General features: G+C 66.1%; 13 protein-coding genes. 9 read left to right on the top strand and 4 right to left on the bottom strand.

Going from position 1 to position 19,241, the window contains the following annotated elements:
- From BM252_RS24390 to BM252_RS24395, 3 genes are all read right to left on the bottom strand, one after another.
- The coding region (locus tag BM252_RS24390; protein WP_174900665.1) for a transposase at window positions 1-219 on the bottom strand (219 nt) is incomplete at its 3' end.
- A 302-nt stretch (window positions 220-521) separates the two neighbouring features.
- On the bottom strand, window positions 522-752 hold the full coding sequence (locus BM252_RS30475; RefSeq protein ID WP_139236736.1) for a hypothetical protein: 231 nt from the start codon (window positions 750-752) through the stop codon (window positions 522-524).
- Between the two features lie 11 nt (window positions 753-763).
- On the bottom strand, window positions 764-4,420 hold the full coding sequence (locus tag BM252_RS24395) for an RHS repeat-associated core domain-containing protein (protein WP_093390282.1): 3,657 nt from the start codon (window positions 4,418-4,420) through the stop codon (window positions 764-766).
- A 41-nt stretch (window positions 4,421-4,461) separates the two neighbouring features.
- On the opposite strand from BM252_RS24395, the gene BM252_RS30480 reads away from it, so the two are divergent.
- The 6 genes from BM252_RS30480 (at window position 4,462) to BM252_RS24420 (ending at window position 10,627) form a co-directional block, all read left to right on the top strand.
- A complete protein-coding gene (locus BM252_RS30480) occupies window positions 4,462-5,205 on the top strand; it encodes a hypothetical protein (protein WP_139236737.1) in 744 nt (247 codons plus the stop codon).
- Between the two features lie 162 nt (window positions 5,206-5,367).
- Complete coding sequence (locus BM252_RS24400) at window positions 5,368-5,715, top strand: hypothetical protein (RefSeq protein WP_093390283.1); 348 nt, start codon at window positions 5,368-5,370, stop codon at window positions 5,713-5,715.
- Between the two features lie 83 nt (window positions 5,716-5,798).
- Window positions 5,799-7,310, top strand: a complete 1,512-nt coding sequence (locus tag BM252_RS24405) for a TonB-dependent receptor (RefSeq protein ID WP_093390284.1) — start codon at window positions 5,799-5,801, stop codon at window positions 7,308-7,310.
- A 9-nt stretch (window positions 7,311-7,319) separates the two neighbouring features.
- On the top strand, window positions 7,320-8,234 hold the full coding sequence (locus tag BM252_RS24410) for a metal ABC transporter substrate-binding protein (RefSeq protein ID WP_093390285.1): 915 nt from the start codon (window positions 7,320-7,322) through the stop codon (window positions 8,232-8,234).
- Window positions 8,231-9,013, top strand: a complete 783-nt coding sequence (locus BM252_RS24415; RefSeq protein ID WP_093390286.1) for a metal ABC transporter permease — start codon at window positions 8,231-8,233, stop codon at window positions 9,011-9,013. Before BM252_RS24410 ends, BM252_RS24415 begins: the two co-directional genes overlap by 4 nt.
- A 243-nt stretch (window positions 9,014-9,256) precedes the next feature.
- Window positions 9,257-10,627 (top strand): tetratricopeptide repeat protein, encoded by a 1,371-nt coding sequence (locus BM252_RS24420; protein ID WP_093390287.1) that lies wholly within the window; start codon window positions 9,257-9,259, stop codon window positions 10,625-10,627.
- Between the two features lie 5 nt (window positions 10,628-10,632).
- Here BM252_RS24420 and BM252_RS24425 read toward each other — a convergent pair whose 3' ends face one another.
- Window positions 10,633-12,441, bottom strand: coding sequence for a GGDEF domain-containing protein (locus BM252_RS24425; protein ID WP_425442370.1), 1,809 nt, complete (start codon window positions 12,439-12,441; stop codon window positions 10,633-10,635).
- 478 nt (window positions 12,442-12,919) lie between these two features.
- Between BM252_RS24425 and BM252_RS24430 the strand changes: the two genes are divergently transcribed.
- The 3 genes from BM252_RS24430 (at window position 12,920) to BM252_RS24440 (ending at window position 19,151) form a co-directional block, all read left to right on the top strand.
- Window positions 12,920-15,088 carry a prolyl oligopeptidase family serine peptidase gene (locus BM252_RS24430; RefSeq protein WP_093390288.1) on the top strand — a complete coding sequence of 723 codons (2,169 nt, stop codon included), beginning with the start codon at window positions 12,920-12,922 and terminating at the stop codon, window positions 15,086-15,088.
- Between the two features lie 9 nt (window positions 15,089-15,097).
- Window positions 15,098-17,653, top strand: a complete 2,556-nt coding sequence (locus BM252_RS24435) for a zinc-dependent metalloprotease (protein ID WP_093390289.1) — start codon at window positions 15,098-15,100, stop codon at window positions 17,651-17,653.
- Window positions 17,654-17,987: 334 nt separating this feature from the next.
- Window positions 17,988-19,151 carry an MFS transporter gene (locus tag BM252_RS24440; RefSeq protein WP_093390290.1) on the top strand — a complete coding sequence of 388 codons (1,164 nt, stop codon included), beginning with the start codon at window positions 17,988-17,990 and terminating at the stop codon, window positions 19,149-19,151.
- Window positions 19,152-19,241: the final 90 nt, after the last annotated feature.

Raw genomic sequence — 19,241 nt, forward strand, 5'->3', positions numbered from 1 at the left:
CAGGCTGGTTTGATGCCGACAGGCGCCGCACTGCCAGTAGCGCAGTTCCCGCCGCTTGAATTCGTAAGCGGCGCCATGGCCGCAGCAAGGGCAGATGAATCCCTGTGGCCACCGCGCCTTGATGAACGCCGCCTCGCATTGCTCCTCGGTACCGTAATCGCGCAAGAACGCAGGCAGCGACAGTCCCTTCTGAAACTGAATCCCGTTGATCGTCATCATCATCCCCTTCAGTGGCTCTGCCATCCTGATAGGTTTGACTCAACTGGAGTGGCAAAGTTCTGACGAACGAACATAATCAGGCCAATTTATGTATGAACTCAAAAGGACAGCACTCCCAAAGTGCTGCTCTTAATTGAACAATTATTGCGCTAGTAACGTCCATTATTTCCTCCTGTCTTCAATTGCAAGCGGAAAGCATATTTATATAGGACTAGCAACATGTTGAAGCTAAATATAAATCATACAGTGCTTTTTTTAAAAACAACAAAATAGAAATTAATATTTATTCGCATAAATTTAATTCATCGTCGATCAAGCTCTGCGAGCTTCCAGCCTTCCTCAATCAAGCTCCGAAGCCAATTCCATTCAATCTGATTGCCTGTTATCCCAGCATTGAAGGTGATATCAAAGATGCCTACGTCTGAAAATCCTGCATCGAGTATTGGATTTTCATCTGCCAACAGTTCAAACACCGCGTATTCACGATTGATGTCTGTTGTTTTTCTCCAACGATAGCTCTTTGGGGTTAGCATAGGTCTACTCCTTAAGGATTAATAAAGCCGATGAAACTTCCATCTGACCCCCAACGCGCACCAAATCCGCCTGGAATCTGAATTTGGGTCACCGTTCCATACCTACCAAGCGTTGGAGTCGTTGTAACGCCGTTACGTATGATGTTACTTAGCGCACTGCTTGCTGCGTCATTAATGGCGCCATCCGTTCTCAATGATAAGCGGAGAGTTTCTTTCGTCTCCCCAATGAGTTCTGGATGCTTGGTCAGAGCTCGCCCTGCATTCGAGAGTTCTGAATTCTTAAATAGTTGGACAGCGCTATTGAACAAAGGGTTTTGAGTACCCACCGCCTTTGCGGCTAGGCCTCCCGTCGTGCCTCCGACGATTTTCGCAATGCTCCCACCGACCCCTTTTGTTGCGCCAAACATGCCCAGCGCAGCGCCCCCTGTCGGCCAGCCTTGCAATATGCGCATCGCCATATCAGTTGGGCTGTCCGACTGGAAGCCCGCTTTGGATGCTTCCCACCAATTCGCCACAGAGCCGGCGGCGGTCAGCGTCATCCCCTTCGCCCAATCCGCCGCCAACCCGCTGGGGTCCGTCCCGTTCAGCGGATTGTTGCCGACATACGCGTACAAGTTCATATTGTCGCCGTAGCCGATCGGATCGGTTTGCAGGAACCTGCCCAGCGCCGGCGAGTACATCCGCGCCTTGTAGTAGTACAGGTTGAGCTGCGCGAGCGACTGCTGGCCAGTGTAGCGGAAGCGCGGGCCGGCGCTTTGATTGGGCTCGCCGTAGGGGCCGTAGCTGAGCGTCGAGGTGGCCGCGCCGGCCGCGTTGGCGGTGGCGATCACCGAGCCGAGGTGGTCGGCGTACAGCCAGTTCTTGTTGGTCGTGGCGGCGCCCTCGTACCACACCACCGGCTCGTCGGCGCCGGGGCCGTGCACGTAGCGGCGCAGCAGGGTGCCGGCGGCATCGTACTCGGCCACCAGGTCGATGCCGTCATACAACAGTTGGGTGGACACGCCGGCGATCGTGGCCAGGCGCAGGCGGCTGGCGCCGTCGTAGAGCAGTTCCGTCGCCAGCGTGCTTGAGACGGCGTGCTTCAGGCGGTTGTCCTGGTCGTAGTCGTAGGCCCACACGCCGTCGCCGGCCAAGTTGCCGTTGGCGTCGTAGCCCAGCGTGGCGCCGGCCACGCCGGTGTATTGGTTCAGGCCGTTTGGGGTGGCGTTGCGGCTGCCGTTGGCGTAGCCCTTCCACTGGTACAGGTCGTTGCTCCAGCTGTGCTGGGCCACCTCGCGCGCCTGGTTCGGCGTGTAGGCGAAGGCGATGTCCTGGGCCGTTCCGCCGAGGTCGTGCGCCAGGCCGGTCAGCGTGGCCTGGTCGCCATAGCTGTAGCTGCTGGCCGTGCCGTTGCCGAGCGTGGCGGCGGCGCGGCGCGACAGGTCGTCGTAGGCGTAGAGGGCGACCAGCCCGGCCACGCCGTTCTCCTTGATGTTGATCGGGCGGTTCAGCGCGTCGTAGTCGTAGGTGGCGTAGAAGCCGTCGGGCCAGGTGACGCGCCTGCGGTTGCCGGCCGCGTCGTACTGGTAGGCGAGGGTTCTGCCGCCGGCCGTGCTGCTGATGAGCCGGCCGGCGTTGTCGTAGGCGTAGCCGATGCCGAAGGCCGCCAGGTTCGCGCTGGTGCGCCGGCCCAGCAGGTCGTAGCCATAGGCGACGTTGTTGGCCGCCACGGGGTAGAGCCGTCCGCTGCGGCGGTTCAGGTTGTCGTAGGTGTTGGTGAGGCTGTTGCCGCTGCGCCGGCGTTCGCTGGTGACGTTGCCGTTGGCGTCGTAGCCGTATTGCTCGTAGTCGGCGCTCGAGGAGACACCGGCGCTGGCCTTGTCCGGATAGAAGGTCTTGTCCCTGCGGTCGTGGCCATCGTAGGTGTAGCTGGTCAGGTTGTTCTTGGCGTCGGCCACCGTCGCCAGGCGGCCGTTCGCGGTGTAGGTGTAGCTGGCGTAGGTTTGCGCCAGCGCGGTGGCGACGCCGCGCCGCACCGCCTTCACGCTGCCGTCGGCGAAGTAGTCGGTCTCGCCGATCCGGTTGCCGCCCCCGGCGACGGGCAAATAGACGGTCGCGCGGAAATGACGGTCGAGGTCGTCGTACAGGTGGTCGGTCACCGCCACCGGCGCCGCCGCCGGCGGGCAGACCTTGTCGTCCGTCGTCAGGGCGGGGCCCCAGCTGCGCGACAGCTTGCCGCTGGGCGTGTAGCTGCTGCAGCTGACCATCCATTTGGCGCCCAGCTGCGCCGACACGCGCACCGGGCGGCCGTCGGGGTCGTAGGCGGTTTTGCTGATTTTCCCCAACGCGTTGGTGTTCAGCACCAGGCGCCGCTCGTTGTCGTAGCCCAGGGTTTGGATGTCGGCGACGTCCGTGCGCGGTCCGTCCGCGCTTTGCAGGTTGCCGACGGCGTCATAGACCGACATCGTCACCAGGTTGAGTCCGCCGGAATCGACGGTCGTGCTCTGCGGCACGTATTTGTTCGCCGCGTTGTAGGCGTAGGTGTTGGTCACAGAGCTGCTGGCGGTGATTTTGCTGGTTTGCGAAGTCAGCAGGTAGACGGTCGGATAGCCGCTTGGGGTGTAGGCGGTATAGCCAAAAGTCGTCGTCGGTCGGACGCCGGCCGGGTCCGGCGGAGCCGTCACCGTCCACGGATCGCCTTGGGCGGTGTAGGTATAGTTGCTCACCTGCAGGCGCGGGTCGGTGCTGCTGGCGATCTTGTTGTACGCCGTCTCGTAGGTGAAGCTGCTTACCAGGCTGGCCAGCGGCGATCCCGGTTTGGGGATCTGTGTGACGGTCTTGACGTTGTGCGTGCAGCGCCGCTCGGCGGCAGCGCAGGTGGCGTCGTCGAAGGTGTATTGCACGGCGTTGCCTTCGGGGAGGACGCGGCGCGTCATGCGGCCGTGGCCGTCGTAATTGTTGGACGTTCTTTTCCCCAATGGATCGACGGCCCGGGCGACATGGCCGTCGCCGTCGAAGTAGGAGACGTTGCTGACGTTGCCGGGTCCGACCTCCTCCGAGCGGGAACCGGCGAAGTAATAGGTGTACAGCTTGCCGTTGGCGTTGGTTTGGGTTTGCACACGTCCCAGGCTGTCGTAGACGTTGCTCAGGAACGCGATGCTCGGGTTGCTTGGATAGAAGAGTTTGTCCAGGCGGCCCGGCACGTCGTAGTGGAACTTCGTCACCTGTCCGACCGCGTCGGTAAAGGTATCGAGGTCGCCCGAGGCGATGTAGCCGTACTTGACGCTGCGTCCGTTGCCGTCGCCCACCGAGCTGATCTGGCCGGAGCTGCTGGTCAGGGTCAGCGTGCGGCCCAGGCTGTTTTGCACCTGGGCCAGGTCGTTGCCGACATAGCTCAGCTTCACTTGCATGCCGCTCGGATAGGCGAGATTGGCCAGCTTGCCGGCCGTGTTGAAGTTGAGCTTAACGCGTTGCGCCGTCTCCTCCGTGTAGCTGCCGTCGGCGTTCTTGAGCAGCTTCGCCGAGTTGCCGGGAGGCGGGTTGTAGGTGCCGTCGGGCAGCCGGACGAACTGCGCGCCGTCGAGGCCTTGTTGCAGCGACACGGTGTTGTCCAACATTTGCTCGCCGAACCAGCTTTGCCCGAGCGTCGCGATGACCATCTTGTCGAGGGGCTTCGCTGCGTCCGCCATGAGGTCGAGCGAGGTGCCTTCGGCCTCCGAGCTCGGGAATCATGGTCCTCCAATTCAAGTCAAACCGAAGCAATAGTGGCTTCGTCTTGCTGCAGGCGTTGTGGCTAACGCTGTTGACATCTTTGCTGGCGTCGACAATGCTGGAGGCAAGCCTTGGCGCGGCCAAAGACAGCGAAGCCGCCATCGCTGCATTCCGAACCGAAATGGCTGCAGAGTCGGCTATACACACGGCGCTCTATCAGCTTCTGGTATCTGGAATTGCGCCATCTTTCCAACGGCGAGCAATGCAAATCGACGGCCATGAGGTACTCGTTACTACACAAGATGTCAGCGGCTTGCTTGACCTTAACGCATGCGACGAGGCTGCTCTCCATCGCTTACTCGCATCGCTAAACATTGGTGACGGTCGCCCAGCGGTCTCGGCAATACTTGCTGCGCGGCCGTTGACCAGTTACGCCGCTCTCGCGGCCATTCACGGTGTGTCGCAACACCACATCGATCGGCTGATGCCGCATGTGACTCTGTTTTCCAGACAGGCGGCACCAAACGCTTCGATAGCATCACAATGGCTGGCAACCACGCTTGGCCTTAAACTAGCGGCCCCTAGCGTTTTGACTGGGGCCAGTTCCCCAGCAGGGCGGGTTGTTCGGATTACTGCTGTAGCAAAAACCCGCACCGCTAGTTCCCGACGGCTGGTAGTGGAATACCTGGTCACAGGAAGGCGAGATCATCCGTATTGGGTTTATGAGTGGGTTGCGCTCCCTGTGAACAATATTGTTAAGTAGTGACACTTCTAGGTTCAGCGGTTTATGCGGCGGCGACCCAGGCTAGTTTGAGATGAAACCATTTCGGATCTCGCCCGGGCAATGAATTGATACGAAAAATCCGCCGGGACGGGCCGGATCGCATTACAATATCCGCCATCGTGATCTATTAGTTAAGGTTTTGTGAACGTCCGTCGCACCATCGCCTATGCCTTGCTGTCGCTTCTGCTGCTCGTCTCGCAGCAGATGGGGATTTCGCACGGCCTGACGCACTGGGCCGGCGCACGTGGTGGCAGCGAGCAGGCGCAGGTGCTGGAGCGCACCGAGAGCGCCTCCAAGTCGCTGGCGCTGGACCATAGCTGCAACCAGTGTCTGGCCTTCGCCCAGATCGCTTCGGCCCTCGATACCCCTTTCCATTCCTTCCCGGCCGCGCGCGTTGACGCCACGGCTGTCGTCTCCACGCCCGCTTTGTCGCTGTGCCAGCGCACAGTGTGCGTGTTCCAGGCGCGCGCGCCGCCCGTCCTGTCCTGATTGCATCTCTTTTGTTGATAAAAACGTAGCGCTGCCGCTTTGGCCGCGCCGCGCCGCATTCATTCGTACAGGACACAAAAATCATGTTGAAACACAGCCTGCTGGCGGCCGCTGTGGCCGCCGCTTTTGCCGCACCCATGGCCTCGGCCGCCGATAGCAAGGAACTCAAGGAGATCCGCGCCCAGATCCGTCAGATGAAGGATTCCTACGAGGCGCGTTTGCAAGCGCTGGAGCAACGGCTGGAGAAGGCGCAAGCCGCCACCGCCGACGCGCAGGCGCAGACCAAGGCGCTGGCCGCCAGCGTGGCCGCCGCGCCGGCGGCATCCGCCGCCGGTGCTGCTAACGCCGGCAATGTCGCCAGCGGCGGCGTAGGCGCGCCGCTGGCATCGCCGGGCAACACCGCCGCCACGATGCCTGCCGCCACGGGCTCGCCCGCGTCGGCCGCCGGCTCGGCCGCGCCGGCCTCGAACCTGTTCAATCCGAACATCTCGATGATCCTCGGCGGCACCATGCAGAACCTGTCGCAGGACCCGGGCCAGTATCGCCTGCAAGGCTTCGTGCCGAGTGGCGGCGAGGGCGGTCCCGGTACGCGCGGCTTCAGCCTGGGCGAGTCCGAGCTGACCATGGCGGCCAACATCGATCCGCAGTTCGCCGGCCAGCTGACCTTCGCGCTGGGCGCCGACAACACGGTCGAGGTCGAGGAGGCTTTCGTGCAGACCCGCGCCATGTCCAACGGCCTGAACCTGAAGGCCGGCCGCTTCCTGTCCGCGCTCGGCTACATGAACGGCCAGCACGCCCACACCTGGGACTTCGTCGACGCGCCGCTGGCCTACCAGGCCTTCCTCGGCGGCCAGTACAAGCCGGACGGCGTGCAGGCAAAGTGGCTGGCGCCGCTCGACCAGTATCTCGAGGTCGGCGTCGAGCTGGGCAACGGCTCGGCCTTCCCCGGCACCGCGCGCAACAAGAACGGCAACGGCGCCACCACCGTGTTCGCCCACCTGGGCGACGACATCGGCGACTCGGCCAGCTACCGCGTCGGCCTGTCGCACCTGCGCACCGGCGCCCACGAGCGGGCCTTCGAGGATGGCGGCCTGAACAATGCCTTCAGCGGCAAATCGCGCACCTGGGTGGCCGACGGTATCTTCAAGTGGGCGCCGAATGGCAACCCGACGCGGACCAACTTCAAGTTGCAGGGCGAGTACTTCCGCCGCCACGAGAGCGGCCTGCTGGCCGTCGACAGCGGCGGCGAGAACGCCGCCAGCGGCAGCTACGCCAGCACCCAGTCGGGCTGGTATCTGCAGAGCGTCTACCAGTTCAAGCCGAACTGGCGCGCCGGCCTGCGCTATGACCGTTTGTCGTCCGGCAGCCAGCGCATCGGCCTGGTCGACGACGGCACGGTCAGCCTGGCCAGCCTGCCTATCCTGGAGGCGTACACGCCGTCGCGCAGCAGCGTGATGTTCGACTACAGCCCGTCCGAGTTCTCGCGCCTGCGCTTGCAGTTGGCGCGCGACAAGTCGCGTCCCGGCGTGACCGACAATCAAGTTTTCCTGCAATACATTATGAGCCTGGGCACGCACGCGGCCCACGCTTTCTAAGGAGTTGCCATGAAACTGAAACGAGCATCCCTGCTGGCCGCCGCCGTCTGCCTGGCGGCCGGCGCCGCACTGCCGGCCCATGCCGAACTGAACATCCTCGCCTGCGAACCGGAGTGGGAGGCGCTGAGCAAGGAGCTGGGCGGCGACAAGGTCAAGGTCTCCAGCGCCACCAACGCGTTGCAGGACCCGCATCGCATCGAGGCGCGCCCCAGCCTGATCGCCCGCACGCGCAACGCCAACCTGTTGGTCTGCACCGGGCTGGAGCTGGAGGTGGGCTGGCTGCCGGTGCTGTTGCAGCAGTCGGGCAACGGCAAGATCGCCGCCGGCCAGCCGGGCAACTTCGAGGCCGGCGCGCTGGTGCCGCGCTTGGACGTGCCGGGCAAGGTCGACCGCAGCGAGGGCGATGTGCACGCCGCCGGCAACCCGCACATCCAGCAGAACCCGCACAATATCGCGCTGGTGGGCGTCGGCCTGGCCAAGCGCTTGGCCGAGCTGGACCCGGCCAACGCCGCCTATTACCAGGCGCGGCAAAAGGACTTCTCGGCGCGCTGGGACGCCGCCATGTTGAAGTGGGAGAAGCAGGCTGCCCCGTTGAAGGGCGTTGCCGTGGTCGAGCACCACAAGAACATGGAGTATCTGATGGGTTGGCTGGGCCTGCGCCAGGTCGGCACGCTGGAACCCAAGCCCGGCGTGGAGCCGAGCGCGGCGCACTTGTCCGCGCTGCTGGGCCAGTTGCAACGCCAGCCGGCAAAAATGGTGCTGCGCGCGGCCTACCAGGACGGCCGCGCCTCGCAATGGCTGGCTGAGCACGCCAAGATCCCGGCGGTGGTGCTGCCGTTCTCGGTCGGCGGCGACGACAAGGCCAAGGACCTGTTCGGCCTGTTCGACTCGACCGTGCAACGCTTGACGGACGCCGCAAAATGATGCCCGCCGATCTGGACCTGATGATCATCCTGCCGGCGCTGCTGGCCGGCCTGCTGGTGCTGGTGACGCACATCCCACTGGGCGCCCAGGTGCTCAAGCGCGGCATCGTCTTCATCGACCTGGCAATCGCCCAGATCGCCGCGCTGGGTGTGATCATCGCCGGTGCCGGCGACTTCGAGCCGCAGGGCTGGGCGGTGCAGGGCGCCGCTGCGGCGGCCGCCGTGCTGGGCGCCCTGCTGCTGACCTGGACCGAGAAGCGTTGGCCGGAGGTGCAGGAGGCCCAGATCGGCGTGATGTTCATCCTTGCCGCCACCGGCGGGCTGTTGCTGGTGGCGCACAACCCGCACGGCGGCGAGCATTTGCAGGATCTACTTGCCGGACAGATCCTGTGGGTGCGCTACCAGCAACTGTTGTTGCCGGCCGTAGGCACGGCGCTGATCGCTGCGGTGCTGTTCTTCTTCCAGAACAGTCTGAGCCGGCTCGGCTTCTATTTGATCTTCGCGCTGGCGGTGACCGCCTCGGTGCAACTGGTCGGCGTGTATCTGGTGTTCACCAGCCTGATCGTACCCGGTCTGGCGGTGCGCCACTATGTCGGCAAGAAACGCATGGCGCTGGCCTACCTGGTCGGCGCCGGCGGCTACGCGGCCGGCCTGGTGTTGTCGACCTTGTACGACCTGCCGTCGGGCGCGCTGATCGTCTGGTGCCTGACCGCGCTGGCGGTGCTGGTCTACGCGCTGGGTCCGAAGCCGCCCGGCGGCTTGCGCGCGATGCATTCCTGATACTGCCGCGTTCACCGCGCGTGGTTCTCTGGCTCCTCCCGGTTCGCCGCGAGGGGCCATTTTTTGTTGGCTCACATCATTTGACATTCCGCTAGGCATTAGTTAATGCAATTTTAATACTTTCCTTGAGCAGCCTCAAACCTATCCTGCAAGCCGGCATTTATAATTTAGGCAACATTATCGCGCTGGGCGTGCGCATTCGCGCAAGGGCAGCGTTCGCCGCTAGCCGGCTGGGGGTGGAGCATGAACAATCAGAGTTCGGCCAAGGACAGAAACGACTGCTATATGTGGTTCCGCGAGGCCGCCGAACACGGCAACGCCTACGCGCAGTTCAACCTCGCCTTGCTGCTCAAAAAAGGCGCTGGCGTCGAGCGCGACGACGCCAGCGCCTTCCTGTGGATGCGCCTGGCGGCGCTGCAGGGCTTGGCCTTCGCGCAGAACCACCTGGGCGCCATGTACTACAACGGCCGCGGCGTCGAGCGTGACGACGTCGAGGCGGCCGCCTGGTTCCGCCGTGGCGCCGACCAGGGCGATCCCTCGGCGCAGCAGAACCTCGGGCAGATGTACCGGCGCGGGCGCGGCGTGCCGCGCAGCGACGAGCAGGCGCTGGCCTGGTTCCACCGCGCCGCCGACCAGGCAGTGGCGGGCGCGCAGACGCTGCTGGGCGAGGCCTACGCCCATGGCCTGGGCACGCCGCGCAACTATCCGCTGGCGCTGGCCTGGTTCCGCAAGGCGGCGCTGCTGGGCGACTCCACCGCCCAGCTTAATCTCGGCCTCATGTACAAGCGCGGCCAAGGCGTGCCGCAGTGCGACGCGCAGGCCCTGAGTTGGTTCCGCCAAGCCGCCGCGCTGGGCGACGCCGCCGCCCAGCGCCAGGTCGGCGTCGCCTATGCCGAGGGGCGCGGCGTGGCGGCCGACCAGTTGCGCGCCTACGCCTGGCTGTCGCGCGCGGCGGCGCAGGACGATCCGGACGCGCAATTCAACCTGGGCATCATGCTGGCCAACGGCCAGGGCGTCGACAAGGACGACGCGCGCGCCATCGGCTGGTACAAGCGGGCGGCGGAGGCCGGCCACGCGCTGGCCCAGTACAACCTGGGCGGCATGTACGCGCACGGCCGGGGCGTGCCGCGCGACCCGCTGCGGGCGCTGGAATGGTATCGCTTGGCGGCGGAGCAGGGCGCGTCCAACGCCCAGTTCAATGTCGGCGTGATCTACGCCAACGGCCACGGCGTGGCCAAGGACGAACAACGCGCGGTGGCCTGGTATCGCACGGCGGCCGAGCAGGGCGACGCCAGCGCGCAAAACAACTTGGGCGTGATGTACGCGAACGGCCAGGGCGTGGCGCAGGACGACGCGCAGGCGGTGCGCTGGTATCGCCGCGCCGCCGAGCAGGGCCATGCCTTGGCGCAGTACAACCTGGGTGGCATGTACAGCAGCGGGCGCGGCGTGCCGCGCGATCCGCTGCAATCGTATATGTGGATCTCGCTGGCGGCCGATGCCGGCGACGAGACGGCCTGCACCAACCGCAAGCTGATCGCGAGCGGCATGACACCGGCCCAGCTCGGCTGCGCCCAGGACCTGGCGCGGCAGTGGCACGCCGCCCACCGCGCCTAGCTTGGCTACGGGCCGCTTTGCTGGCGCCGGTCGAGGAACAGGCTGTTGCCGTGGATTTTCTTGGCCTGCTTCTTGGCCTCGGTGGCGGCGGTGGCGATCTGGTGGTGCGAATAGTACTGGCGCGGCTCGACCTTGATCGCGCCCAGCGACAAGCTCATCAGGGAATAGAACACCTTCTTGCCCTGGCGGTCCTCGCTGATGTAGCCGCCCCGTTCGCGGTCCTCGATGCTGTAGTAGTCCTGCACGGCCGCCGCGAACTCCTCCAGGATGGCCTGGCAGCGCTCCTCCCAATCCTCGCTCTGGAACAGGATCATGAAGTCGTCGCCGCCGATGTGGCCGACGAAGTCGCGGTTCGGGTCGCAGCGCTCGCTGAGCACCTTGCCGGTCAGCTGGATGACGTCGTCGCCGCGGCGGTAGCCGTAGACGTCGTTGAAGGGCTTGAAATGGTCGAGGTCGCAGTAGCAGACCCAGAACCGCGTGCCGCTCTGCAACAGGCGGTCGATGTGTTCGTTGATCGGCACGTTGCCCGGCAGCTGGGTCAGCGGGTTGGCGTAGCGCGCCGCGTTGATCTGCATCTGGGTGATCTCGCGCATCAGGTCGTGGCCCCGGCCCATGCCCATGTAGCGGCCGTGGTCGGTGATGATGAAACCGTTGAACAGGTGGTGGGCGTCGGCCTGCACCATGATGAAGCTGAGGTCCTGCAGGCTGGTGTCCTTGTCGGCGATCAGCGGCTTGCTGTCCATGAACAGCTTGCACGACTTCTTGCCGTACAGCTCGCGCTGGTAGGGGCGGGCGAAGTGGTCGATCATCTCGAAGCGGCTGATCAGGCCCAGCGGCTCGCCGTTGTCGACCACCGGAATGATCAACAGCTTGGGCTCCTTGAGGAAGATCTCGTAGACCTGGTTGTTGTTCATGCTCGGCGGCACCGCCGCGACCCGGTGCAACAGTTTCAGGATGGTCACCGCGTTCTTCTCCACGCTGCGCTGGGGGTACACCGCCACGCCGTTGCGTGCCAATGCCTTGACCACCTCGGCCGGGGCGGCCTTGGCCGGCAGCGCATTCGGCCGGCCCAGATGGTAGCCCTGGGCGTAGGCCACGCCCAGGTCGCGCAACACCAGCAGCTCGGCCTGGGTCTCGATGCCCTCGGCGATGACCAGGGTGTCGGACTTGTCGGCGATCTCCTGGATCGAGCGGACGAACTGCAGCTTGACCGGGTCGTTGTTGATGCCCTGGATGAAGTGCATGTCGATCTTCACGTACTCGGGGCGCAGCTCGGACCACAGGCGCAGGCTGGAAAAGCCCTCGCCCAGGTCGTCGATGGCGATCTGGAAGCCCATCTTGCGGTAGTGCAGCACCGCCTCGCGCATCAGCTCGTAGTCGTAGGTCGGCTGGTTCTCGGTCAGCTCGATGATCACCCGCTCCGGGTTGATGCCCAGTTGCTGGATGATCTCCAGCGTCTGGCCGTGGCGGGCGTCGCGCAGCAGCAGGCATTCCGGGCTGACGTTGAGGAACAGCTTGCCCGCCAGGTTCAGCTCGGCGAAGCGCTGCAACACCACGTGGCGGCACAGGTGCTCGACCTCGGCCGTCAACTGGTTGGCGCGCGCCACCTTGAACAGGTTCATCGGCGCGTGCAGCGGGCTGTCGGACGGTCCCCGTATCAAGCCCTCGTAGCCGATGATCTCGCCGCTGTGCATCTGCACGATGGGCTGGAACAGAGCGCTGAGCTGGCGCCGGGCGATGATGTCGAGCAGGTGGCGGCCCAGGCTGGCGTCGCCGCCGCCGTCCTCGTTGGCCGCCTCGGCCGGCGGCGGCAGCGGCGGCGCGGCCTCCGGCGGCGTCGGTTTCAGATACCTTACCTTGGCGGGAATGGGCGGTTGCCGGCTGTCCGCCGGCGCGGTATGGACTGAGTTCACGGGGGCCTCGATGCGGTGGGCTGTGTATAACCTGACAATCCTATATGTTTTTTGTTACCGGATAATGACAACGAGAAACTTTATTGACGGCAAGTCAAGTAGCGGCGGGGGGGGCGGCGGGCGCGCCGTCGCGCCGCGCGCCCGTTCGACCGGGGCCGGGCGGCCGGGTTCGGCGCGCGGCGCCGGCCGGCCCGGCCGAACAAAAGTTTCCTTGTTCTCGAAGGTAACATTTCAAATTAGTCACATTTCACGCTATGATCGGTGTTGTTGCGCGCGCCGAGGTCCAAGCCGACCCGGCCGCGCTTGCCACCCTGTTTTCGGCGCGGCCGCGCGGCGGCCCGCCCATCCCGATTTGTTCGTCACAATACACGGAAGAACCATGCCTACACGACGCGCCTCGCTGCTCATCCTCCCCCTCATCGGCTCGCTGGCCGCCCTCGGCGGCCACGCCCTGGCGCAGAGCTGCCCCGGCAAGGGCCTGAGCTATCCGCCCACCAAGAGCGTGGTCCAGCAGGACACCTACCACGGCGTCAGCGTCGCCGACCCCTACCGCTGGCTGGAGGACGCCAACAGCCCCGACACCCAGGCCTGGGTCGAGGCGCAGAACCGCCTGACGCAGGGCTACCTGCAGGCCATCCCCGGCCGCGAGGCGATCAAGCAGCGCCTGACCAAGCTGTGGAACTACGAGCGCTTCAGCGTGCCCTTCAAGGAGGGCGGCCGCTACTTCTACAGCCGCAACGACGGCTTGCAGAACCAGTCGGTGCTGTACACCATGAAGACCCTGGCCGACACGCCGCGCCTGCTGCTCGACCCCAACACCCTGTCGAGCGACGGCACGGTGGCGCTGGCCGGCACCGCCGTCAGCCCGAACGGCAAGTTCCTCGCCTACAGCACGGCCGCTTCCGGTTCGGACTGGAACGAGATCAAGGTGCGCGACGTCGACAGCGGCAAGGACACCAGCGACCACATCAAGTGGGTCAAGTTCTCCAGCACCTCGTGGCTGCGCGACGGCTCCGGCTTCTTCTACAGCCGCTACGACGAGCCGAAGGAGGCCACCAAGCTGGCCGACGTCAACTACTTCCAGAAGCTGTACTTCCACAAGCTGGGCACGCCGCAGAGCAGCGACACCCTGGTCTACGAGCGGCCCGACCACAAGGACTGGGGCTTCTCCGGCGAGGTCAGCCACGACGGCCGCTATCTGGTCATCTCCGCCTCGCAGGGCACCGAGCGCAAGAACCGTCTGTTCTACAAGGACCTGAGCGCCAAGGACGGCAAGGTGGTCGGCCTGCTCGAAGACTTCGACGCCGCCTACAACTTCATCGACAACGACGGCCCCGTGTTCTGGTTCAGCACCGACCGCAACGCGCCGAAGTCGCGCATCATCACCATCGACACGCGCAAGCCGGCGCCGGCCAACTGGAAGGAGATCGTGCCCGAGGCGGCGCAGACCCTGATGTCGGCCAACATCGTCAACAACCAGCTGGTGATCGACTATTTGAGCGACGCCCACAGCCAGGTCAAGATCTTCGACCTGAAGGGCAAGCCGGTGCGCGAGGTGGACCTGCCCGGCATCGGCTCGGCCAGCGGCTTCTACGGCAAGCGCGCCGACCAGGAGACCTTCTACTCCTACACCAGCTTCACCACCCCGACCACCATCTACCGCTACGACCTGAGCACCGGCAAGAGCAGCGTCTACCGCCAGCCCAAGGTCGACTTCGACCCGGCCGCCTACGAGACGCGGCAGGAGTTCTTCACCAGCCGCGACGGCACCAAGGTGCCGATGTTCATCGTCGCCAAGAAGGGCGTCAAGCTGGACGGCAGCAACCCGACCTACCTGTACGGCTACGGCGGCTTCAACGTCTCGCTGACGCCGGCCTTCTCGGTGGCCAACCTGGCCTGGGTCGAGATGGGCGGCGTCTACGTGATGGCCAACCTGCGCGGCGGCGGCGAGTACGGCGAGGCCTGGCACCGCGCCGGCACCAAGCTGCAGAAACAGAACGTGTTCGACGACTTCATCGGCGCCGCCGAATGGCTGGTGGCGCACAAGGTCACCTCGCCGGCCAAGCTGGCCATCGGCGGCGGCAGCAACGGCGGCCTGCTGGTCGGCGCGGCGATGACGCAGCGGCCCGAGTTGTTCGCCGCCGCCATCCCGCAGGTCGGCGTGCTCGACATGCTGCGCTTCCACAAGTTCACCATCGGCTGGGCCTGGACCTCGGACTACGGCTCGTCCGACAACGCCGACGAGTTCAAGGCCCTGCTCAAGTACTCGCCGCTGCACAACCTGAAGACCGGCACCTGCTACCCGGCCACCATGATCACCACCGCCGACCATGACGACCGCGTGGTGCCGGCGCACAGTTTCAAGTTCGCCGCCACCGCCCAGGCCGACCAGGGCGGCGCCGCGCCGATTTTGATTCGCATCGACAGCAAGGCCGGCCACGGCGCCGGCAAGCCGACCGCCAAGCAGATCGAGGAAGTGGCCGACCGTTGGGGCTTCCTCAGCAAGGAGCTGCAGATGAACGCGGCGCCGACCGCCGGCGGCATGTAGTCGTTCGCCATGACACCGACACCCGCGCTCAAACCCCTGCTGCTGGCCATGCTCCTGCTCGGTTCGGCCGCCGTCTTCGCCGAGGCGCCCGGCGCCGCCAAACCGCTGGCCGAGCTGACCCGTGGCCTGCAGCCGCAGCCCGGCTTCATCCAGCTGTGGCGCGACGTCGAACAGGGCAGGGTGCTGCTGTCGGTGACGGCGCTGGACCAACCCTTCCTGCTGCTGTCCTCGCTGCCCTACGCGCTCGGCTCGAACGACGTCGGCCTCGACCGTGGCCAGCCCGGCGAGCTGCGCATGGTGCGCTTTGAAAAACACGGCAAGCGCCTGTTCCTGGTGCAGGACAACACCCGCTACACGGCCCGCTCGGCCGACCGCGACGAGCGCGCCGCCGTCAACGAGTCGTTCGCCGGCGCCGTGCTGTGGTCGGGCGAGATCCTGGCCAGCGAGCCGGCCGGCGCCTCCGCCCCGCCGGCGCCGGCGTCGACAAAGGCCGGCCCGCCCGCCGGCGGCGCTGCGGGCGCAACGCAGGCACCGCAAGGCAGCGCCCACCTGGTCGACTTCTCCAGCTTCCTGCTGGCCGACTGGCACGGCGTCGCCGCCAAGCTCGACGAGAACAAGCAGGGCGCCTACCGCGTCGACGCCGCGCGCAGCGCCGTGCTGGCCGCGCAGGCCAAGAGCTTCCCCGACAACGTCGAGCTGGAAGCCATCCTGACCTTCCAAGGCCCGGGCCAGGCCGAGTTCGTGCGCCAGGTGGCGGCCGACCCGGCCAGCCTGTCGCTGCGCCAGCACATCAGCCTGGTGCGCCTGCCCGACGCCGGCTACCAGCCGCGCGCCTACCACCCGTCCTCGGGCGGCTTCGACACCGGCTACTTCGACTTCGCCACGCCGCTGGCCGGCAGCATCGACGTGCGCTGGCAGGTGCGCCACCGCCTGGAGAAGACCGACCCGACGGCCGCCGTCAGCGCCGTCAAGAAACCCATCGTCTACTATGTCGACCGGGGCGCGCCGGAGCCGGTGCGTTCGGCCCTGCTCGACGGCGCGCGCTGGTGGAGCAGCGCCTTCGCCAAGGCCGGCTTCAAGGACGCCTTCCGCGTCGAGCTGCTGCCCGAGGGCGCCGACGCCATGGACATCCGCTACAACATGATCCACTGGGTGCACCGAGCCACCCGTGGCTGGTCCTACGGCAACGCGCTGGCCGATCCGCGCAGCGGCCAGATCATCCGTGGCGCCGTCACGCTCGGCTCGCAGCGCGTGCGCCAGGACATCCTGATCGCCGAGAGCCTGCTGGCGCCCTACGGCAAAGGCGCCGACGGCGCCAAGGCGCAACTGGCCGAGCAGATGGCGCTGGCCCGCCTGCGCCAGCTGGCCGCGCACGAGGTCGGCCACACGCTGGGCTTCGCCCACAACTTCGCCGCCAGCCGCTACGGCAACGGCAACGGCTCGGTGATGGACTATCCGCACCCGGTGCTCAAGCTCAACGGCGCCGGCGAGGTCGACCTGGCCGAGGCCTACGGGGTCGGCGTCGGCGTCTGGGACGACTACATCGTCAACTACATTTACGGCCAGTTCGGCGCCGGCAAGCAGGAGGAGGCCGCCTTGGACCGGCTGCGCGCCGGCGCCAAGGCCGCCAAGCTTGCCTACGTCAGCGACGGCGACGCCCGCGCGCCCGGCGCCAGCCATCCCGACGGCCTGTTGTGGGACTTCGGCCCCGACTCGATCAAGACCTGGGACCAGCTGACGGCGGTGCGCCAGCGGGCGCTGCAAACCTTCTCGATGGACGTGCTGCCGGACGCGCGCCAGAGCGGCGAGCTGGAGGCTCGCCTGGTGCCGATCTACCTGCTGCAGCGCTACCAGGGCGAGGCCCTGGCCCGACTGATCGGCGGCGGCGAGTTCGATTACGGCAGCAGCGGCGACATCAAGGACGGCATCGCCCGCAGCGGCGTGCGCATCACGCCGGCGGCGGTGCAGCGCCAAGCGTTGGCGCGCTTGACCGACAGCCTGCGCGCCGAGTACCTGGCCTTGCCGGCCAAGCTGCTCGACGTGCTGACGCCGCCGGCCCAGGGTTATGAGCGCGGCCGCGAGTACTTCGGCACGCGCATGAACAGCGTGTTCGACGCCTTTTCCGCCGTCGAGGCGGCGAGCGCGCAGAGCGCCGGCTTCCTGCTCGACGCCGGCCGCCTCAACCGCCTGGCCTGGCAGCACGCGCGCGACGCGCAACAGCTGGGCGTGCGCGAGACGCTGGGCCTGCTGTTGCAGCGCACCTGGCAGCGCGGGCCGGTCGGCGCCGGCGTGGCCGGCGGCGAGGCGGTGCAACTGGCCGCCAACTGGGTGCTGCTCGACGCCATGCTGAATCTGCTCGACGGCGCCAAGCTGCATCCGCAGGTCGACGCCGAGCTGCGCCAGCAGGTCCGCGAGTTCGGCCAGTGGCTGGCGAAGAACCCCGGCAAGGACGTGGTGGCGCACAGCCGCAAGCAGGCCGCCACGCTCATCGCCCAGTATCTGGCCGACCCGCGCAGCGTCAAGCTGCGGCCCTTGCCGGCGATTCCGCCGGGTGCGCCCATCTAAGCTCGCGCCTCAGCCGGCACACCGCTTCCGCTGCCGTGGCCACTCGGTCGCGGCGGCGGGCGTTCCTCGCGCGGTTCAGCGCTCATGCGCATCGTCCAGGCTGGCCCGAAGGTCTAAATTAATACCAATTATATAAATTGGTATTTTAGTTCGCGTATTAATAAAACCACTTGACTACCAATTATCGCACGGGCACAATTTGCCGAGAAGATAGTGCGATAAAGGCAATCAAACGATGAAAAATCAGACCGGCCGTCAAGGCCAGCGACCGGGGGGAGATGGTGCTGGGCGTGGCGGAACGGGTGCTGTCGGCGTGAGCCCGCCGCCTGTACCCATGGCGGCGCGGCACGTCCAATTGGCTGCGGCCACGCTGTTCCTGCTGCTCGGCTTCAACGTCGGCAGCTGGTCGGCGCGCCTGCCGGCGCTGATGGACAAGCTGGCGTTGGACACGGCCGGCATCGGCGTGTTGCTGTTGGCCTGCGGACTGGGCTCGGTGGGCGCCTTCCCCATCACCACGGCGCTGCTGCCCCGCCTGGGCTCGCGCCGCTTGGCCTGTCTGGCCGCATGCCTGCTACCGATGTTGTTGCTGGCGCTGGCCTGGGCGCCGAACTTTGCCGTTGCCCTGCCCATCATGGTGGCCGAGGGCGTGCTCTGCGCGTTGATGAACGCCGCCATGAACAGTCAGGCGATGCTGGTCGAAACGCGCCACGGCCAGGCCATCATGGCGCGGCTGCACGCCATGTTCAGCCTCGGCCTACTGCTGGCGGCCCTGTTCAGCTCGACGGTGATGCGCTGGTCGCCGTCCTTGCTGCCGCACTTCGCCGGCGCCGCCGCGCTGATGTTGACCGCTATCGCCGTGGCGCGCGGCAGTCTGCTCGACGAGCCGGCCAGCGCGGCGCCGGCGCGCCCGGGCCGGCGCTGGCAACTGCCCAATCGTGCCACGCGCTGGCTCGGGCTACTGGTATTCTTCAGCACACTGGTCGAAGGCTCGATGTACGACTGGTCGACCATCTACCTGCAAAAGGTGGCCGGCGCCACGCCGCAGCAGGCGCCGCTGGGCATCGCCGTGGTGTCGACGACGATGCTGGCAACGCGCCTGGTGGCCGACCATTGGCGCAGCCGCTGGGGTGCCCGCGCCCTGATCTGGCGCGGCGGCCTGCTGGCCGGCGCCAGTCTGGGCGCGGGACTGATGCTGGGCGGCGTCTGGCCGACGCTGGCCGCCTTCCTGCTGGTGGGCGTCGGCGTGGCCGCTTTGTCGCCCTGCATCTACGCCGAGTCGTCGCGCCACGGCGCCGGCGCCTTGGCGGCCGTGACAACGATGGGTTCAATCGGCACGCTGCTGGGACCGCCGGTGATCGGATTCGTGGCCCAGCATAGCGGACTGGTGTGGGGCATGGGGATGGTGGCCACGGCCGCTTTCCTGGTCGCGGCCTGTTCGCTGGCGGCGCTGCCCAAGCCGGCGCCCTGGCTCAGCGTCGAGGGTTGCGCCTCCGACTGACGGCGATGCCGCCAAGTGAAGAGAACCCGACGCCGCAGCGTACTGAGGGTCAGACCCGAGGGTCTGACCCTGCCCGGCGATAGCGGCGGC

It is taken from the genome of Rugamonas rubra (assembly GCF_900114705.1).
Taxonomy (GTDB): Bacteria; Pseudomonadota; Gammaproteobacteria; order Burkholderiales; family Burkholderiaceae_D; genus Rugamonas; species Rugamonas rubra.

Coding starts and splice junctions, on each gene's coding strand:
- BM252_RS30475 (WP_139236736.1), bottom strand. CDS start 752: ATGCTAACCCCAAAGAGCTATCGTTGGAGAAAAACAACAGACATCAAT.
- BM252_RS24395 (WP_093390282.1), bottom strand. CDS start 4,420: ATGGCGGACGCAGCGAAGCCCCTCGACAAGATGGTCATCGCGACGCTC.
- BM252_RS30480 (WP_139236737.1), top strand. CDS start 4,462: ATGGTCCTCCAATTCAAGTCAAACCGAAGCAATAGTGGCTTCGTCTTG.
- BM252_RS24405 (WP_093390284.1), top strand. CDS start 5,799: ATGTTGAAACACAGCCTGCTGGCGGCCGCTGTGGCCGCCGCTTTTGCC.
- BM252_RS24410 (WP_093390285.1), top strand. CDS start 7,320: ATGAAACTGAAACGAGCATCCCTGCTGGCCGCCGCCGTCTGCCTGGCG.
- BM252_RS24415 (WP_093390286.1), top strand. CDS start 8,231: ATGATGCCCGCCGATCTGGACCTGATGATCATCCTGCCGGCGCTGCTG.
- BM252_RS24420 (WP_093390287.1), top strand. CDS start 9,257: ATGAACAATCAGAGTTCGGCCAAGGACAGAAACGACTGCTATATGTGG.
- BM252_RS24430 (WP_093390288.1), top strand. CDS start 12,920: ATGCCTACACGACGCGCCTCGCTGCTCATCCTCCCCCTCATCGGCTCG.
- BM252_RS24435 (WP_093390289.1), top strand. CDS start 15,098: ATGACACCGACACCCGCGCTCAAACCCCTGCTGCTGGCCATGCTCCTG.
- BM252_RS24440 (WP_093390290.1), top strand. CDS start 17,988: ATGGCGGCGCGGCACGTCCAATTGGCTGCGGCCACGCTGTTCCTGCTG.